At 71.7% G+C, this 17,361-nt stretch carries 17 protein-coding genes; 16 read left to right on the top strand and 1 reads right to left on the bottom strand.

What is annotated here, in order from left to right:
* Positions 1–40 precede the first annotated feature (40 nt).
* The 16 genes from AB0E14_RS21555 (at position 41) to AB0E14_RS21480 (ending at position 16,380) form a co-directional block, all read left to right on the top strand.
* The gene (locus AB0E14_RS21555; protein WP_362420264.1) at positions 41–568 is read left to right on the top strand and encodes a MaoC family dehydratase; all 528 of its coding nucleotides are present in this window, start codon (positions 41–43) and stop codon (positions 566–568) included.
* 49 nt (positions 569–617) lie between these two features.
* Entirely contained in the window at positions 618–1,460 is an 843-nt protein-coding gene (locus tag AB0E14_RS21550; RefSeq protein WP_362420261.1) for an SAM-dependent methyltransferase, read from the top strand.
* Positions 1,457–2,500, top strand: coding sequence for a class I SAM-dependent methyltransferase (locus AB0E14_RS21545; RefSeq protein ID WP_362420258.1), 1,044 nt, complete (start codon positions 1,457–1,459; stop codon positions 2,498–2,500). The genes AB0E14_RS21550 and AB0E14_RS21545 overlap by 4 nt, the downstream gene beginning before the upstream one ends.
* Before the next feature lie 29 nt (positions 2,501–2,529).
* On the top strand, positions 2,530–3,423 hold the full coding sequence (locus tag AB0E14_RS21540) for a diiron oxygenase (protein ID WP_362420254.1): 894 nt from the start codon (positions 2,530–2,532) through the stop codon (positions 3,421–3,423).
* Positions 3,424–3,586: 163 nt separating this feature from the next.
* Positions 3,587–4,453, top strand: a complete 867-nt coding sequence (locus AB0E14_RS21535) for a hypothetical protein (protein WP_362420251.1) — start codon at positions 3,587–3,589, stop codon at positions 4,451–4,453.
* Position 4,454: 1 nt separating this feature from the next.
* Positions 4,455–4,889 carry a holo-ACP synthase gene (acpS, locus tag AB0E14_RS21530; RefSeq protein ID WP_362420248.1) on the top strand — a complete coding sequence of 145 codons (435 nt, stop codon included), beginning with the start codon at positions 4,455–4,457 and terminating at the stop codon, positions 4,887–4,889.
* Positions 4,890–4,902: 13 nt separating this feature from the next.
* Positions 4,903–5,148 carry a phosphopantetheine-binding protein gene (locus AB0E14_RS21525; RefSeq protein WP_362420245.1) on the top strand — a complete coding sequence of 82 codons (246 nt, stop codon included), beginning with the start codon at positions 4,903–4,905 and terminating at the stop codon, positions 5,146–5,148.
* Positions 5,145–6,326 carry a methionine adenosyltransferase gene (gene metK / locus AB0E14_RS21520; RefSeq protein WP_362420242.1) on the top strand — a complete coding sequence of 394 codons (1,182 nt, stop codon included), beginning with the start codon at positions 5,145–5,147 and terminating at the stop codon, positions 6,324–6,326. The genes AB0E14_RS21525 and metK overlap by 4 nt, the downstream gene beginning before the upstream one ends.
* Positions 6,327–6,329: 3 nt before the next feature.
* Positions 6,330–7,313: a carbohydrate kinase family protein gene (locus tag AB0E14_RS21515; RefSeq protein WP_362420239.1), complete on the top strand. Its 984-nt coding sequence runs from the start codon at positions 6,330–6,332 to the stop codon at positions 7,311–7,313.
* Positions 7,310–10,798 (top strand): methionine synthase, encoded by a 3,489-nt coding sequence (gene metH, locus AB0E14_RS21510; RefSeq protein WP_362420236.1) that lies wholly within the window; start codon positions 7,310–7,312, stop codon positions 10,796–10,798. The genes AB0E14_RS21515 and metH overlap by 4 nt, the downstream gene beginning before the upstream one ends.
* 61 nt (positions 10,799–10,859) lie before the next feature.
* Positions 10,860–12,260, top strand: coding sequence for an adenosylhomocysteinase (gene ahcY, locus AB0E14_RS21505; protein ID WP_362420233.1), 1,401 nt, complete (start codon positions 10,860–10,862; stop codon positions 12,258–12,260).
* Entirely contained in the window at positions 12,260–12,934 is a 675-nt protein-coding gene (locus AB0E14_RS21500) for a maleylpyruvate isomerase family mycothiol-dependent enzyme (RefSeq protein ID WP_362420230.1), read from the top strand. Before ahcY ends, AB0E14_RS21500 begins: the two co-directional genes overlap by 1 nt.
* A gap of 98 nt (positions 12,935–13,032) precedes the next feature.
* On the top strand, positions 13,033–13,311 hold the full coding sequence (locus AB0E14_RS21495) for a hypothetical protein (protein WP_362420227.1): 279 nt from the start codon (positions 13,033–13,035) through the stop codon (positions 13,309–13,311).
* Between the two features lie 59 nt (positions 13,312–13,370).
* Positions 13,371–13,703: a DUF2087 domain-containing protein gene (locus tag AB0E14_RS21490; protein WP_362420224.1), complete on the top strand. Its 333-nt coding sequence runs from the start codon at positions 13,371–13,373 to the stop codon at positions 13,701–13,703.
* Positions 13,700–14,329: a LysE family transporter gene (locus AB0E14_RS21485; RefSeq protein ID WP_362420221.1), complete on the top strand. Its 630-nt coding sequence runs from the start codon at positions 13,700–13,702 to the stop codon at positions 14,327–14,329. The genes AB0E14_RS21490 and AB0E14_RS21485 overlap by 4 nt, the downstream gene beginning before the upstream one ends.
* 53 nt (positions 14,330–14,382) lie before the next feature.
* Positions 14,383–16,380, top strand: a complete 1,998-nt coding sequence (locus tag AB0E14_RS21480; RefSeq protein ID WP_362420218.1) for a serine/threonine-protein kinase — start codon at positions 14,383–14,385, stop codon at positions 16,378–16,380.
* An 18-nt stretch (positions 16,381–16,398) separates the two neighbouring features.
* Here the strand turns inward: AB0E14_RS21480 and AB0E14_RS21475 are convergent.
* Positions 16,399–17,361, bottom strand: a 963-nt coding sequence (locus AB0E14_RS21475) for a hypothetical protein (RefSeq protein ID WP_362420215.1), incomplete at its 5' end; no start/stop codon positions are given.

Here is a 17,361-nt window from a genome sequence, read left to right as displayed (position 1 = left end):
TGCCAGGGAATGATCTCTCCTAGGTCAAGGGGGAAGCGCGATGCGCTACTTCGAGGACTTCCGGCCCGGCGACATCCACGAACTGGGGACCGTCACCGTCACGACGGACGAGGTGCTGGAGTTCGGGCGGCGCTTCGACCCGCAGCCCTTCCACACCGACGAGGAGCTCGCCGCGCGCTCCTCGTTCGGCGGGCTGATCGCCAGCGGCTTCCACACCCAGGCGCTCTTCATGCGCCGCTACGTGGACGGACTGCTCGCCTACAGCGACTGCCTGGGCTCGCCCGGCATCGACGAGGTCCGCTATCTGCGGCCCGTCCGCCCGGGCGACGTGCTCACCGCCCGCGTGGAGATCCTTGGCTCCACCCCGTCGCCGTTCAACCCCGCCACCGGCACCGTCAAGCCGCGGTGCACGCTCGTGGCCGCCGACGGGACGGCCGTGTTCAGCATGATCCTGCACAGCATCTTCCGGCGCCGTCCCGCCGGATCCGGTGCGGGTGCCCGGGCCGCGCGTCCGTCGTCGTTGCCCGCGGCCGAGGACCCCGTCGCCTGTGCCCGGATCACCGCCTGAGCACGGCCGTCCGCAACTCTCCCAACCGCCCAGTGAAGGGGGACCTCCTGTGGAGGCCGTATCCCGCACCGCCCAGTGGACCGCCGCAGCGCGCGCCCTGGAGACCGAACGCGAGGACCGGCTCTTCGCCGATCCCTACGCGCGCACCGTCGCCGACCGGATCGGCTTCGAGCTGCTGGAACGTTACGCCGGAGCGGGCACCGTGCCGTTCCTCGCCATCCGCACCACCTACCTCGACCGGGCCGTCGTCAAGGCGGTCGAGGAGCGCGGCATCCGCCAGGTCGTCTTCCTCGCCGCCGGCATGGACACCCGCTTCTTCCGGCTGCCCTGGCCGGACGGCGTCACCGTCTACGAACTCGACCGACCCGCCCTCCTCGACGCCAAGGCGGCCATGCTCGCCGACGAGCCGCTGCCGGCCGGACGCACCCGCGTCACCGTCCCCGTCGACCTGACCCAGGACTGGACGGGGCCACTGAAGGAGGCCGGCTGGCGCAGCGACGAACCCGTCCTGTGGGTGGTCGAGGGGCTGCTGTTCTTCCTGCCCGAGCAGGCCGTACGGACCCTCATCTCGACGCTCTCCGCGCACTCCGCGCACGGCTCCGTGCTGCTCGGCGACGTCATCTCGCGGGCCGCCCTGGACAACCCGCTCTCCCGCCCCTTCCTCAACGCCCTGAAGGAGGACGGCAATCCGTGGCTCTTCGGCACCGAGGAGCCCGAGGCGCTGCTCACCGACTGCGGCTGGGACGTACGGGAGGTCAGGCAGCCCGGCGAGGAGGGCGCCGACTTCGGCCGCTGGCCCTACCGGGTCCCGGCGCGCGACATCCCGCGCGTGCCCCGCTCGTTCCTCTTCACCTGTGACCTCCCCACCCACACCGAGGAGCGGGCCGGATGAGCGTCCACGACTTCCACCAGCAGGTCATCACCGACGCCGGCGCCGCCGTCCGCGGGCTGACCGTCGCCCTCGGCGAACGCCTCGGCCTCTACAAGGCGCTGGCCGCGCACGGCCCGACGACCGCCGCCGAGCTCGCGGCCAGGACCGGCACGAACGAGCGCTACGTCGAGGAGTGGCTGCACGCCCAGCTCTCCGCCGGCTACGTCGAGCGCCACCCGAGCGCCGGTACGTACACCCTCCCCGCCGACCACGTCGCCGTGCTCGCCGACCCGGAGGCTGCCACCTTCGCCGCCGGGTTCTTCACCGCCCTCAAGGCGCTGTACGCCACCGAGGACCTCCTCGTCGACGCGTACCGCACCGGCGACGGCGTCGGCTGGGCCGAGCACGACGCGGCCCTCGACACCGGCATGGGCTCCTTCTTCCAGCCCACGTACGAGCACAAGCTCGTCGCCGACTGGCTGCCCGCGCTGCACGGGGTCACCGAGAAGCTCGCGGGCGGCGGGACCGTCGCCGACGTGGGCTGCGGCGTCGGCCACACCACCCTCCTCATCGCCAGGGCGTTCCCCGCGGCGACCGTCCACGGCTTCGACTACTCCGAGGAGGCCGTCTCGATCGCCCGGCAGCTCGCCGAGGAGGCGGGCCTCTCCGACCGGGTCGTCTTCGAGGTGGCCGCCGCCGACGACTACCCGGGCTCCGGCTACGACCTGGTGACCTTCTTCAACGCCCTGCACGACATGGGGGACCCGGTCGCCGCCGCGCAGCACGTCCACAAGTCCCTGGACCCGGACGGCACCTGGATGCTCGTCGAGTCGAACGTCTCGCCCGCCGACATCGACACCCGCACCCCGGCCGCGCGCATGTTCATGGCCCTGTCCGCCGTGATGTGCCTGCCCGTGGCCGTCGCCCAGCGCGGCCCGCACGCGCTCGGCAACCACTCGGGCGAGCCGGCCTTCCGCGCCATCGCCGAGGAGGCGGGCTTCACCCGCTGGCGGCGCGCCACGGAGACCCCGGTCAACGCGGTCTACGAGGTCCGGCCGTAACCGCTCCCACCCCCTGCCAAGGAGTCGCCATGGGCGTCAGTGCCCCCCTGCCCGTCACCGACCGGTTCATCGACGTCCTGGAGCGGCTCAGCTCCCGCTCCATCGAGGAGTACTACAACCCCTACCAGCAGTTCGACTGGCCGGACCGGCTGGCCGACGACCAGCTGTGGATGACCCCCGAGCTGCTCACCGTCCACGGCACCCCGCACTTCGACGCGCTCGGCGAGGAGACGATCCGGCGGCTGTCGAAGTGGGAGTCGATCAACTTCTACAGCCTCAACGTGCACGGCATCCGTGAGCTGCTCATCGAGGTCGTCGGCCGGATCCACATGCCCGGTTTCGAGGTTCCCTCGGACTTCTTCCACCACTTCATCGGTGAGGAGAACGAGCACATGTGGTTCTTCGCCGAGTTCTGCCGGCGCTACGGACACAAGATCTACGGCTCCACCGCCATGCGCGCCGACTCCGCGTGGGAGCCGGAGGTCGAGAACTTCCTCGTTTTCGCCCGCATCCTGTTCTTCGAGGAGCTGGTCGACCACTACAACACCCGGATGGCGCAGGACGAGTCCCTCTGCCACACCATCCGCGAGGTCAACCGCATCCACCACCAGGACGAGTCCCGCCACATCGCCTTCGGCCGCGAGCTCGTCTCGCTGCTCTTCACCCGGATGTGCGAGGCGGTCCCGGCGGCGCGGGTCGCGGAGGTCGAGGCGTACCTCAAGCGGTACGTCGTCTACAGCGTCAACTCCCTCTACAACCCGCACGTCTACCGCGACGCCGGCATCGCCGACCCGCTCGCCCTGCGCAACGCGCTGGTCGCCGACGAGCGCCGCCGCCCCTACGAGCGCAAGGCCATCCGCAAGCCGCTCGCCTTCTTCCTGAAGACCGGGATCTTCTCCGACGACACCCTGCCCGTCGTCTGAGGCGGTCCCGGGCCCTCCCGATCCCGGGCCCTTCCGCCCGAGGCCTGCCCGATCCCGGGCCCTCCCGCCCGAGGCCTGCCCGATCCCGGGCCCTCCCGCCCGAGGCCTTCCCGATCCCAGCCTTCCCGACCCCAGGCCCTCCCACCCGAGAGGTGCACCGACCATGACCGTGACCACCCCCGCGACCGCCGGGGAGACCAGGGGACTCCCCTCCCTCGGCCCCGAGGCGACCGCGCTGCTGCGGCTCCTCGACGACACCTTCGAGAGCTGGGGTGTGACCGCGGGCGCCCGCCCGATGACCATGCCCCCGCTGCTGCCGGTCGCCGACCTGGCCCGGCTCGACTACTACGACAACTTCCCCCACCAGGCCGTCGTCGCCGCCCCCCTCTCCCTGGAGCGCCGCGAGAGCGCGGGGTTCCACTGCGACGACAACGGCTGCTTCCCGTGCGACGCGCTCCAGCCCGCCGCGCTCGGCCTGCCCTCGGCCTCCTGTTACGCCGTCTACCTCGACCACCAGGGCCGGCAGGTCGCCGACGACACGCTGGTGACCGTCTGCTCCTGGTGCTTCCGCAAGGAGACCCACTACGAGGGCATGCGGCGCCAACTCGGCTTCCGGATGCGGGAGATCGTCGCCATCGGCAGCCGCGAGCACGCCGAGGCGCACCTGTGCGACTTCACCGCGCGCATCCAGTCCTTCGCGGCGGCGCTCGACCTGCCGCTGCGCAAGGAGGCAGCCTGCGACCCGTTCTTCGACAAGGGCGGCTCCAAGGCGGTGCTCCAGCGCCTCACCCCCGTGAAGCACGAGTTCCTGTACGAGGACCTGGCGATCGCCTCCGTCAACACGCACCGCAACTTCTTCGGCGACCGGTGCGCCATCACCCTGGAGTCGACCGGAGGCCCGGCGTTCACCAGCTGCGTCGCCTTCGGCCTCGAACGCTGGCTGTCCGCGCTGACCCGCCGCCACGGCGACTGGGCCACGGCCACCCGGGCCGTGACGGAGGCACGTACCGCGGTCGGGCCGGTGAGCTGACGTGCCGGCCCGTCCCGTCGCCCCGCCGGCGGGCGGCCCGACCCTGCCCGGCCTCGGCATGGACATCGTGTCCGTCACCCGGGTCCGCCGGCTGCTCGCCGAGTACGGCGAGACGTTCTTCGAGCGGATGCTCACCCCCGGCGAACTCGCCGACTGCCGCACCTCCACCGGTCTCGATCTGCTGAGCCTGTGCGGGCGGATCGCGGCCAAGGAGGCGGCCTTCAAGACCCTCCGGGTCCGGGGCAGGTTCCTGCCCTGGACGGACATCGTCGTGCGGCGCTCCGAAGGCGGCTGGCCGCTGGTGGAGCTGCGGCGGAGTGCCGCCGAGATGGCCGCCGCGACCGGCATCACCGAGATCACGGTGTCCATCAGCCACGACGTCGACTACGCGGTGGCGGTCGCCGCCCCGATCATCACCGTTCCCCCTACCTCTTAGAAGGAGAAGCACCATGGCCGACGGCCTGCAGCAGGTGAAGAACTGGATCCTGGACCGGCACCCCGAGCGGTCCGACATCGCCGACGACCTCGACCTGATCGAGAACCGGCTCATCGACTCGCTGTCCTTCGTCGAGTTCGTCTTCCTCCTGGAGCAGCAGTGCGGGCGGGCGATCGAGATGGAGACCCTGGAGGTCGACTCCATCCGCACCCTCGCCGCGATCGACGCGCACTTCTTCAAGGCCCAGGTGGAAGCGTGAGCAGCCGGCGGCTGTTCACCTCGGAGTCGGTGACCGAGGGCCACCCGGACAAGATCGCCGACCGGATCAGCGACACGATCCTCGACGCGCTCCTCACCGACGACCCGGACGCCCGGGTCGCCGTGGAGACCCTGCTCACGACAGGTCTCGTGCACGTCGCGGGCGAGGTGACGACCACCGCGTACGCCCCCATCGCGAAGCTGGTGCGCGAGGCGATCCTCGACATCGGCTACGACTCCTCGATGAAGGGCTTCGACGGCGCCTCCTGCGGGGTCTCGGTCTCCATCGGCGCCCAGTCCCCGGACATCGCGCAGGGCGTGGACACCGGCGGCGCCGGCGACCAGGGCCTGATGTTCGGCTACGCCTGCGACGACACGGCGGAGCTGATGCCGCTGCCGATCGCCCTCGCGCACCGCCTCGCGCGCCGGCTGACGGCGGTCCGCAAGGACGGGACCGTGCCGTACCTGCGGCCGGACGGCAAGACGCAGGTCACCATCGAGTACGACGGGGACCGGCCGGTCCGGCTCGACACCGTCGTCGTCTCCTCCCAGCACGCGGCCGACATCAGCGTGGAGGGGCTGCTGACCCCGGACGTCCGGGAGTTCGTCGTCGAGGCCGAGCTGAAGGCGCTCGCCGAGGAGGGCGTCAACCTGGAGTCCGACGGCTACCGGCTGCTGGTGAACCCGACCGGCCGGTTCGAGGTCGGCGGCCCGATGGGCGACGCGGGACTCACCGGGCGCAAGATCATCATCGACACGTACGGCGGGATGGCCCGGCACGGCGGTGGCGCGTTCTCCGGCAAGGACCCGTCGAAGGTGGACCGCAGCGCCGCGTACGCGATGCGCTGGGTCGCCAAGAACGTCGTGGCGGCCGGACTCGCGCGCCGCTGCGAGGTGCAGGTCGCGTACGCCATCGGCCGGGCGGAGCCGGTCGGCCTCTTCGTGGAGACCTTCGGCACGGGAACCCTCCCGGACGCGGCGATCCAGGACGCGATCGGCGAGGTCTTCGACCTGCGGCCGGCCGCGATCATCCGCGACCTGGAGCTGAAGCGCCCGATCTACGCGACGACGTCGGCGTACGGCCACTTCGGCCGTGAGCTCCCCGAGTTCACCTGGGAGCGCACCGACCGGGTGGACGCGCTGAAGAAGGCCGCGGGGCTCACGGGCGAAGGGGTGTAGGACATGCGGATCGCTGTCACGGGGTCCATCGCGACCGACCATCTGATGACCTTCCCCGGCTGGTTCAGCGAGCAGCTGCTCGCCGACCGGCTCGACCGGGTCTCCCTGTCGTTCCTCGCCGACAACCTGGAGGTCAGACGCGGCGGTGTGGCAGCGAACATCGCCTTCGGGCTCGGGGTCCTGGGGCTCCGCCCGGTCCTGGTGGGCGCGGTCGGCGCGGACTTCGAGCCGTACCGGGTGTGGCTGAAGGAGCACGGGGTCGACACCGACTCGGTGCGGGTCAGCTCCTCGCTGCACACCGCGCGCTTCGTCTGCACGACCGACCGGGCGCAGAACCAGATCGCCACCTTCTACGCCGGTGCGATGGCCGAGGCCCGCGAGATCGAGCTGCGGGAGGTCGTCGCCAGGACCGGACGGCTCGATCTTGTCCTGGTCTCCCCGGACGACCCCGAGGCCATGCTCCGGCACACCCGGACCTGCCGGGAGCTGGGCATCCCGTTCGCCGCCGACCCGTCGCAGCAGCTGGCGCGGCTGGGCCGGGAGGAGGTGCGGGGCCTGGTGGAGGGCGCGCGGTGGCTCTTCAGCAACGAGTACGAGTCGGCCCTGCTCGGTGAGCGGTCGGGCTGGTCGGAGCGGGAGATCCTGCGCCGGGTCGGGGCCTGGGTCACCACCCACGGCGCCTCCGGCGTCCGGATCCGCCGCGCGGACGGGGACACCCTGTCCGTACCGGCGGTCCAGGTGCCCGGGGTGGTCGACCCGACGGGGGTCGGCGACGCCTTCCGGGCCGGGTTCCTCGCCGGGACGGCCTGGGGCGTGCCCGAGCGGTGCGCGGCGCAGCTGGGCTGCGCGGTGGCCGCGACCGTCCTCGACTACGTGGGGACGCAGGAGTACCGGCTGCACCGGGAGCCGCTCCTCGACCGGATCAGGACGACGTACGGGCTCGGCTGCACGGCCGAACTCCTCGGCCATCTGCGGGGGTTGTCATGAGACCGGCCCTGCGGGAGGAGTTCGGGCGCCGCGTCGTCGTCGCCGACGGCGCGATGGGCACCATGCTCCAGGCCGCCGATCCGACACTGGACGACTTCACGGGCCTTGAGGGCTGCAACGAGGTCCTGAACGTGACAAGGCCCGACATCGTCGCCGCCGTCCACGACGCGTACTTCGCCGTCGGCGTCGACTGCGTGGAGACCAACACCTTCGGGGCGAACCTGGCGGCGCTCGCGGAGTACGGCGTCGAGGAGCGGGTCTACGAACTGTCCGAGGCCGGCGCCAGGATCGCCCGTACCGCCGCCGACGCCCACACGGCGGCCGACGGCCGGCCGCGCTGGGTGCTCGGTTCCATGGGGCCGGGGACGAAGCTGCCGACGCTGGGCCACATCGCGTACGAGCCGCTGCGCGAGGCGTACCAGCAGAACGCCGAGGGGCTGATCAGGGGCGGCGCCGACGCCCTGCTGATCGAGACCTCCCAGGACCTGCTCCAGACGAAGGCGGCTGTCGTCGGCGCCCGCCGGGCCCTGGACTGGTGCGCGCTCGACCTGCCGCTGATCGTGCAGGTCACGGTGGAGACCACCGGGACGATGCTGCTCGGCTCCGAGATCGGGGCGGCGCTGACCGCCCTGGAACCGCTCGGCATCGACATGATCGGCCTCAACTGCGCCACCGGGCCCGCCGAGATGACCGAGCACCTGCGGTATCTGGCCCGGCACGCGGGCGTCCCCGTCTCGGTGATGCCGAACGCGGGGCTGCCCGTCCTCACCTCCGACGGCGCCCACTATCCGCTCTCGCCCGCCGAACTGGCCGAAGCGCAGGAGCGGTTCGTGCGGGAGTACGGCGCCGTGCTCGTCGGCGGCTGCTGCGGTACGACCCCGGAGCACCTGCGCGCGATCGTGGAGCGGGTCCGGGGCGCGGCCGTCCCGGCCCGTACCCCGGTCGCGGATCCGGGCGCCTCCTCGCTCTACGGCCATGTCCCGTTCCGCCAGGACACCGCGTACCTGGCGATCGGGGAGCGGACCAACGCCAACGGGTCGAAGAAGTTCCGTGAGGCGATGCTGGACGGCCGTTGGGACGACTGCGTGGAGATGGCCCGCGACCAGGTCCGCGAGGGCGCGCACATGCTCGATCTGTGCGTGGACTACGTAGGCCGGGACGGCGTGGCCGACATGGCCGAGCTGGCCGGCCGCTTCGCCACCGCCTCCACCTTGCCGATCGTGCTCGACTCCACCGAGGTCGACGTCCTGCGCGCGGGCCTTGAGAAGCTCGGCGGCCGGGCCGTCATCAACTCGGTCAACTACGAGGACGGCGACGGGCCCGAGTCGCGGTTCGCGAAGGTCGCGGCGCTCGCCACGGAGCACGGGGCGGCGCTGATGGCGCTGACCATCGACGAGACGGGGCAGGCGAGGACGGCCGGGGCGAAGGTCGCGATCGCCGAGCGGATCATCACGGACCTGACGCGGACGTGGGGGTTCCGGGAGTCGGACCTGCTCATCGACTGTCTGACGTTCACGATCTGCACCGGCCAGGAGGAGTCCCGGCGCGACGGTGTCGCCACCATCGAGGCGATCCGCGAACTCAAGCGCCGCCACCCGGACGTCCAGACGACCCTGGGGCTCTCCAACATCTCCTTCGGCCTCAACCCGGCGGCCCGGATCGTGCTCAACTCGGTCTTCCTCGACGAGTGCGTGAAGGCGGGCCTCGACTCGGCGATCGTGCACGCCTCGAAGATCCTGCCGATCGCCCGCCTGGAACCCGAGCAGGTGGAGGTGGCGCTCGATCTGATCCACGACCGGCGGCGCGAGGGCTACGACCCGCTGCAGCGCTTCCTCGAACTCTTCGAGGGCGCGACGGCGCAGTCCCTGAAGGCCGGGAAGGCCGAGGAACTGCTCGCCCTGCCGCTGGAGGAGCGCCTGAAGCGCCGGATCGTGGACGGCGAGAAGAAGGGCCTGGAGGCCGATCTCGACGCCGCCCTCGCGCGCCGGTCGGCCCTGGAGATCGTCAACGAGGTGCTGCTCGACGGGATGCGGACGGTCGGCGAGCTCTTCGGCTCGGGTCAGATGCAGCTGCCGTTCGTCCTCCAGTCGGCGGAGGTCATGAAGACGGCGGTGGCGTATCTCGAACCGCACATGGAGCGCTCGGACGCGGCGGGCAAGGGCACCATCGTCCTCGCGACCGTGCGCGGCGACGTCCACGACATCGGGAAGAACCTGGTCGACATCATCCTGTCCAACAACGGCTACGAGGTCGTCAACCTCGGCATCAAGCAGCCGGTCTCGGCGATCCTGGAGGCCGCGGAGGAGCACTCCGCCGACGTCATCGGCATGTCCGGCCTGCTGGTGAAGTCCACGGTGATCATGAAGGAGAACCTGGAGGAGTTGAACGGCCGCGGGCTCGCGGGCACGTACCCCGTGATCCTGGGTGGCGCGGCGCTGACCAGGGCGTACGTCGAGCAGGACCTGCACGAGCTGTACGAGGGCGAGGTGCGCTACGCCCGGGACGCCTTCGAGGGCCTGCGGCTGATGGACGCGCTGATGGCGGTCAAGCGGGGTGTGCCCGGGGCCGTCCTGCCGGCCCTGAAGCAGCGCCGGGTGCCGAAGCGGGAGGTCACCACGCCTGCCGGGGTGCCGTCGGTCGGGGTGCCGGTCGTCGGGGTCGGTGAGCCCGAGCCCGCCGGCCGCTCGGACATCGCCGCGGACAACCCCGTACCGGAGCCGCCGTTCCTCGGCACCCGGGTCGTCACCGGCATCCCGCTCGCCGCGTACGCGCCCTGGCTGGACGAGGGCGCCCTGTTCAAGGGCCAGTGGGGGCTGAAGGATCCCGCGACGATCGAGTCGGAGGGCCGGGCGCGGCTGCGCGGCTGGCTGGACCGGGTCGAGCGGGAGGACCTGACCGAGGCGGCCGTCGTGTACGGCTACTTCCCCTGTGTGTCCAAGGGCGACGACCTGATCGTCCTGGACGAGGACGGAGGCGAGCGGACCCGCTTCTCCTTCCCCCGCCAGCAGCGGGGCCGCCGCCTCTGCCTGGCCGACTTCTTCCGCGCCGAGGACTCCGGGGAGGTGGACGTGGTCGCGCTCCAGCTCGTCACCGTCGGCTCCCGGATCGGCGCGGCGACGGCCGGGCTGTTCGAGGCCGACGCCTACCGCGACTACCTCGAACTGCACGGCCTGTCCGTGCAGTTGGCGGAGGCCCTGGCCGAGCACTGGCACGCGCGGGTGCGCGCCGAGTGGGGCATCGGGGGCGCGGACCCGAAAGCGATGGCCGGCATGTTCCGTACGGAGTACCAGGGGTGCCGCTACTCCCTCGGCTACCCCGCCTGCCCCGACCTGGAGGACCGGGCGAAGATCGCCGACCTGCTCCGGCCGGAGCGGATCGGCGTCCACCTCTCGGAGGAGTACCAGCTGCACCCCGAGCAGTCGACGGACGCGTTCGTGGTGCACCACCCGGAGGCGAGCTACTTCAACGCGGGCGGACGGCGCTGACGAGCCCGCCGCCCCCCGTACCTCCCACCCTTCTTCCTTCTCACGTCAAGGAGTCCTGCCCATGCCCGATTTCAAGGTCGCCGATCTGTCGCTCGCGGAGTTCGGCCGCAAGGAGATCACCCTCGCCGAGCACGAGATGCCCGGTCTGATGGCGATCCGCCGGGAGTTCGCCGCAGCGCAGCCGCTGGCCGGGGCGCGGATCACGGGCTCGCTGCACATGACCGTGCAGACGGCCGTCCTGATCGAGACGCTGGTCGCGCTCGGGGCCCGGGTCCGCTGGGTGTCCTGCAACATCTACTCGACCCAGGACCACGCGGCGGCCGCGATCGCCGCGGCCGGCATCCCGGTCTTCGCCTGGAAGGGCGAGACCCTCCAGGAGTACTGGTGGTGCACGGAGCAGGCCCTGACCTGGGCCGACTCGCCGACCGGCGGCCCGAACACGATCCTGGACGACGGCGGTGACGCGACGCTCCTCGTCCACAAGGGTGTGGAGTACCAGAAGGCGGGCGAGGTCCCGGACCCGTCGACGGCCGAGAACGACGAACTGCGGGTCGTGCTGGAGCTGTTGGGGAACTCGGAGCTGGACTGGACGGCCCTGGCGGCCGGCATCCGCGGAGTCACCGAGGAGACCACGACGGGTGTCCACCGGCTGTACGAGATGCACCGGGAGGGCGCGCTGCTCTTCCCGGCGATCAACGTGAACGACGCGGTGACGAAGTCGAAGTTCGACAACAAGTACGGCTGCCGCCACTCCCTCATCGACGGCATCAACCGCGCCACCGACGTCCTGATCGGCGGCAAGACCGCCGTCGTCTGCGGTTACGGCGACGTCGGCAAGGGCTGCGCCGAGTCGCTGCGCGGCCAGGGCGCCCGGGTGATCGTCACGGAGATCGACCCGATCTGCGCGCTGCAGGCGGCGATGGACGGCTATCAGGTGACCACCCTGGAGGAGGTGGTGGAGACGGCCGACATCTTCGTCACGACCACGGGAAATAAGGACGTGGTGATGGCGTCCGACATCGCCCGCATGAAGCACCAGGCGATCGTCGGCAACATCGGTCACTTCGACAACGAGATCGACATGGCGGGGCTCGCGCGGATCCCCGGGATCGTCAAGGACGAGGTCAAGCCGCAGGTCCACACCTGGACCTTCCCGGACGGCAAGGTCGTCATCGTCCTCTCCGAGGGGCGCCTGCTGAACCTGGGCAACGCGACAGGTCACCCCTCCTTCGTGATGTCGAACTCGTTCGCGGACCAGACGCTGGCCCAGATCGAGCTGTTCACGAAGCCGGAGCAGTATCCGACCGGCGTGTACGTGCTCCCCAAGCATCTGGACGAGAAGGTCGCCCGCCTCCACCTGGACGCGCTCGGCGTGAAGCTGACCGAGCTGCGCCCGGAGCAGGCCGCCTACCTCGGCGTCCAGGCCGAGGGCCCGTACAAGCCCGACCACTACCGCTACTGATGGCCGGCCGTACGCACGGGCGCGACCCCTGGCTCCCCGACCGGCTGCTGCGGACGGAACGGGACGCGCTGATGCCGCTGCTGCGACGGACGCCTGAGGACCGGTTCGCGCTGCGCACCGCCTGCCCGGGCTGGACCGTCCGGCAGGTGCTCGCGCACTGCGCGGCGGCCCTGGTCCGGATCGTCGAAGGCCGCCTGGAGGAGGGCGTCTTCCTCCCGGCGGCCAACGCGGCCGACGTCGCCGAGCGGGAGCCGTGGCCGCTCGCCCGGATCCTCGACGAACTGGAGCGCGGCTTCACGGAGGCGGGCCCGGTGATCGCGGCGACGGACGACGGCACGCTCGACGCCGTCGCGCTGGGGGAGTGGGTGCACGCCGGCGACGTACGGGAGGCGTTCGGGGAGCCGGGCGCGTACGGCGGCACGGACTCCCTCGCCCTGGCCCTCCCGCTCCTGGCGGCCACGAGCCGCCGCAGGGACACCCCGGAGCTCCTCGCCGTCTTCCCGGAGGGCGGCGGCCGTCCGCTGTCCCTCGGCAACGAGACGGACGGCAGGCCACCGGCCCACTACACCGGTGCCGCGGCGACGCTGGTCCGCCTCTACTCGGGTCGCCCCCTGGTGGGGACGCGCTACGAGCTGACGGGCGCGACGGAGCAGGACCTCCTCATCTACCGCTGACCCGGCGCGGGCGCCCGTTCGGCCGTCCCGTCGTGCGGGCGGGGCGGGCGGCTGGTGAGCTGGTGGGGATGCCATCCCCTACGTACGGGAGCAACAGCATGCCGGTCATCGTCACCGTCGAGATTCCGGGCGCCACACAGGAGATGTACGAGCGGGTCAACGACCAGATCAACGCCGCGCCCTGGTGGCCGCCCGAGGGGTTCATCGCCCATGCCGCGGGGCCCGACGGGAGCGGTGGCTGGCGGGTCGTGGACTTCTGGGAGTCCCGGGAGGCGTTCGTCGCGTTCACCGAGAAGGCGGCGTCGATCTTCCAGTCGAGCGGGATGCCGTCGATGATCCCGAAGGTCCAGGACGCGGTGAACGTCATCACCCGGTAGGCCACCGCGCCCGGGAAAATGCGTTGCCGGGGCGACACGCCGGAGGCCACCCTCGGCGCATGACTTCCCATCCTCTCTCCCCGACGCACCCGGTCGCGGACCTGTTCTCCGCCGAAGGCCGCCTGAAGGCGATCCCCCGCAGGGCCCCGCGCCGGGCGCAGCTCCTCGCGCACCTGGCCGAGACCCTCTTCGAGCCGTCGCGCTCGTACAGCGAGCGCGAGGTGAACGAAGCGCTGCTCACCGTCCACGAGGACTTCCCGGCGCTGCGCCGCTACCTCGTGACCGGCGGCGAACTCTCCCGTACGCGGGACGGCGCCGCCTACCGACGTGCCCGTACCGCCCACCAGCAGCAGCCCGGCTCCCCCGGAGGCGCGATCCCCGCCGTCGCGTGAGCGCGGCGCTGGTGGCTGGCCTGCTGGCCGGTTACGGCATCGCGATCCCGGTCGGCGCGGTGGGCGCCTATCTGGTGGCGGTCACCGCCCGAGCGGGCTGGCGTACGGGTGCGGGCGCGGCCCTCGGGGTCGCGACGGCGGACGGGGTGTACGCCCTGGTGGCCGTCCTCGGCGGCTCGGCCCTCGTCCCGCTGCTCGCCCCGGTGACGACCCCGCTGCGCTGGGCCTCGGCGGTGGTCCTGGTCGCCCTGGCGACGCACGCGGCCTGGACGGCGATCCGCGCGTACCGTGCGCGGGAGCGGCCCGCGCGGGCCGACGCCCAGGAGCGGCGCCTGACTCCTCCGCGGGCGTACGCCACCTTCCTGGGCATCACGATCCTCAACCCGATGACCGTGATCTACTTCGCGGCCCTGGTCCTCGCGACCGGACCGGACGGCCCCTCGACGCCGCTGGACCGCACGGTCTTCGTCCTCGCGGCCCTGGCGGCGTCGGCCAGCTGGCAGCTCTTCCTGGCCTCCGGCGGCGCGCTCCTCGGCCGCGGCCTGACGGGCCCGAGGGGACGCCTCGCGACGGCCCTGGTGTCGAGCGCCCTGATCACGGTCCTCGCGGTGCACCTCGTGAGCTGACCGGATCCCTGACAGGATAGCTTCCATATCCTTGTAGGGACGGGGGAGTTGGCGTGGCGGGGGCTGTCGGGCAGCTGGTCGGCGGGCGCTATCGACTGGTCGAGGCGGTCGGGCGCGGGGGCATGGGGCGCGTGTGGCGGGCCCATGACGAGGTGCTCGACCGCGTGGTGGCGGTCAAGGAGGTGCTCTTCGAGGCCGTACCGCCGGAGCTGCGCGCGGAGTTGATCGCCCGTACGGAGCGGGAGGCCCGGACCGCGGCGCGGCTGCGGCATCCGGGGATCGTGACCGTGCACGACGTGACGGAGTTCGAGGGCGCGCCCTGGATCGTCATGGAGTTCGTCGAGGGCCCGTCGCTGGGGGCGCTCGTGGCCCGTGAGGGCCGGCTGTCGTGGGAGCGTACGGCCGCGATCGCCGCCGCCCTTGCCGCCGCCCTCGCACACGCGCACGCGGCGGGCGTGGTCCACCGGGACCTGAAGCCGGACAACGTGCTGCTGGCCGACGACGGGCGGCCGGTCGTCACGGACTTCGGGATCGCCCGGGTCCTGGACTCCACGCAGCAGCTGACCCGTACGAACACGGTCATCGGCACCCCGCAGTTCATGCCCCCGGAGCAGCTGGAGGGCCGGCCGGTCGACGCGGCGGCGGACATGTGGGCACTGGGCGCCACGTTGTACGCGGCGCTGGAGGGCCGTCCGCCCTTCGACGGCCCGTCGCTGACCGCGATCATCGTGGCCGTCCTCACCCGTCCCCTCCCGGAGCCCCGGCATGCCGGGCCGCTGGCCGAACTGCTGTCGGCGCTGATGTCGAAGGCGGCGGCGGACCGGCCGGACGCGGCGGCGACGGGGGAGTGGCTGGCGAGTCTGCCCACGGAGGACCGGACCCCCAGGGATCCGGGTGTCCCGCGTGTCCCCCGGGTGCCGACCGTGCTCGACCTGCCGGTGGAAGCCCAGGAGACGGTGACGGCGGCCCCCGCACCCGCCGGCCCGGTGCCCGGCCCGAGCCGTCGGAAGCTGCTGATCGGCGGCGCCGCGGCGGTCCTCGGTGCCGGCGGGGCGTCGATCGCGGCCGTCCGACTCGGCGGCCGGAGGACGGGGGACGGTTCCGGGCGGAACGGCGAGGACGGCCCGGGGCCTTTCCCGACGGAACGGGCCTTGTACCTGCCGAGCTCCGCGGAAGAGGTCACCTCGCTGGAGTTCAGCCCCGATGGCAGGACGATCGCGGCCGGGACGAGGGAGAGTTCCGTCCATTTCTGGACCAGCGCGGACTTCGCGATCGCTCCGGTCCCGCAGGAGATCACCACGGACGAGTTCGGCGCACAGGAGATCGCCTTCAGCCCCGATGGGGCGCTCCTCGCCACCGCCGGCAACGGCCGCACCGTCCGGCTCTGGGACACGGCCGTCCGGCAGGCGCGCGCGACGCTCACCTGCCCGCCGGCGAAGCCGAACACGAAGGACATCGATCAGTATGTGTCCACCCTCGCGTTCAGCCCCGACGGAAAGCTGCTCGCCGTGGGCGGAGGCGCCACGGGCACCGTGTGGCTCTGGGACGTCCGTACCCGAAGGCTCGTCGCGACCCTCGACCGGTTCGTCGCCACCCCCTCGGCGCTGGCCTTCTCCCGCGACGGCAGGACGCTGGCCGTCGGCACGCACGACGAAGGCGTGATGCTGTCCGACCTGACGCCGGGCAAGCCCCCTGTCGTCCTGCGCGATGCCCCGGAGGACAGGAACGGATGGATGTACGGGCTGGCGTTCAGCCCTGACGGCACGAAGCTTCACACTCTCGCCGAAGACCTCGAGGAGTGGGACGTCACCACGCGCAGGCGCACCGCCTTCACGGGCTTCGCCCTGGGCGCCAGGGACGTCGCCTTCGGCAAGGACGGGAAGACCGTCGTCACGGCCGGCGACCGGCTCCAGCTGTGGGACCCCACGACCCGGACCGAGCGGCAGACGATCACGGAGTCCGCCAGAGCCGACACGGTCGCCCTCAGTCCCGACGGGCGGCTCATCGCCGTCGGGAGAGAGGGGACGGTCGACCTCTACCGCCGGACCTGAACTCACCCGTGTGCGGTCCTACGGCGCACCGAGCGGCTGGCGTGCCGCCTCGGTGTGCAGGACGGCCTCTCCGTGTTCGTCGATGACGCAGCTCTCCGAGGCCGCCTTCGCCCTGAGTCGGGAGCGGACGTCGCTCTGGTCGCCCGCGATGCAGAACTCCGCCCGCAGCGGGGCCGTGCCGAAGTAGACGCCGTTGTCGCCCGGGCAGTCGAAGACGGCCGGGTTGGGTGCGGCGCAGCTGCTGCCGGCCGGAGGGTCTCGTCGCTTGGGGTGGGTGAACCCCGCGCAGTGCACCATCTCGTGGATGAGGGTCTGGGAGATCTCCTCGTCGCCCTGCGGGAAGAGGACCCCGAAGTTGACGTTCAGTTGTGAGCCGCCGACCGTCGCGCTCGCGTTCACGCCGGCCTGGTTGAGGGTCGTGTGGTGAATGGCCCGGTCGTAGGCCTGGTGGAGCCTCGTCCGCTCGTCCGCCGACAGGTTGCCGCACGCCGCGATGCGCGTCAGCGCGAACCTGTGCCGGTCGAGGGTGCGCTGCCGGTTCGCCGCGGAGATGTCCCCGGCGAAGGTGAAGTGCCCGAGGGAGAAGTTCATCGGGAACCCCGGCCCCACCGTGGTGCCGTTGATGTCGTGGGCCCAGACGCCACCGTCCTGGGTCGTCACGATGATGCGGTTGCCCGCGGTGACGACGAAGCGGTCGAACGCCCCGTTGAAGGCGACTTTGGATCCGCTGAAGGCGAAGCCGGGTCCGACGGTGTTGCCGTTGATGTCGTGGCCGAAGACGCGGCCGTCGTGGGTGATGACGATGATGCGGTTGCCCATGGTGACGACGAAGCGGTCGATGGGTCCGTTGAAGGCGACTTTGGATCCGGCGAAGGCGAAGCCTTGGCCGACGGTGTTGCCGTTGATGTCGTGGCCGAAGACGCGGCCGTCGTGGGTGATGACGATGATGCGGTTGCCCATGGTGACGACGAAGCGGTCGAT

The sequence above is a fragment of the Streptomyces sp. NPDC047981 genome, from assembly GCF_040653315.1.
Classification (GTDB): Bacteria; Actinomycetota; Actinomycetes; order Streptomycetales; family Streptomycetaceae; genus Streptomyces.
Note: the sequence above shows the minus strand (reverse complement) of the source record. Positions and strands in the feature narration are given on the sequence as shown.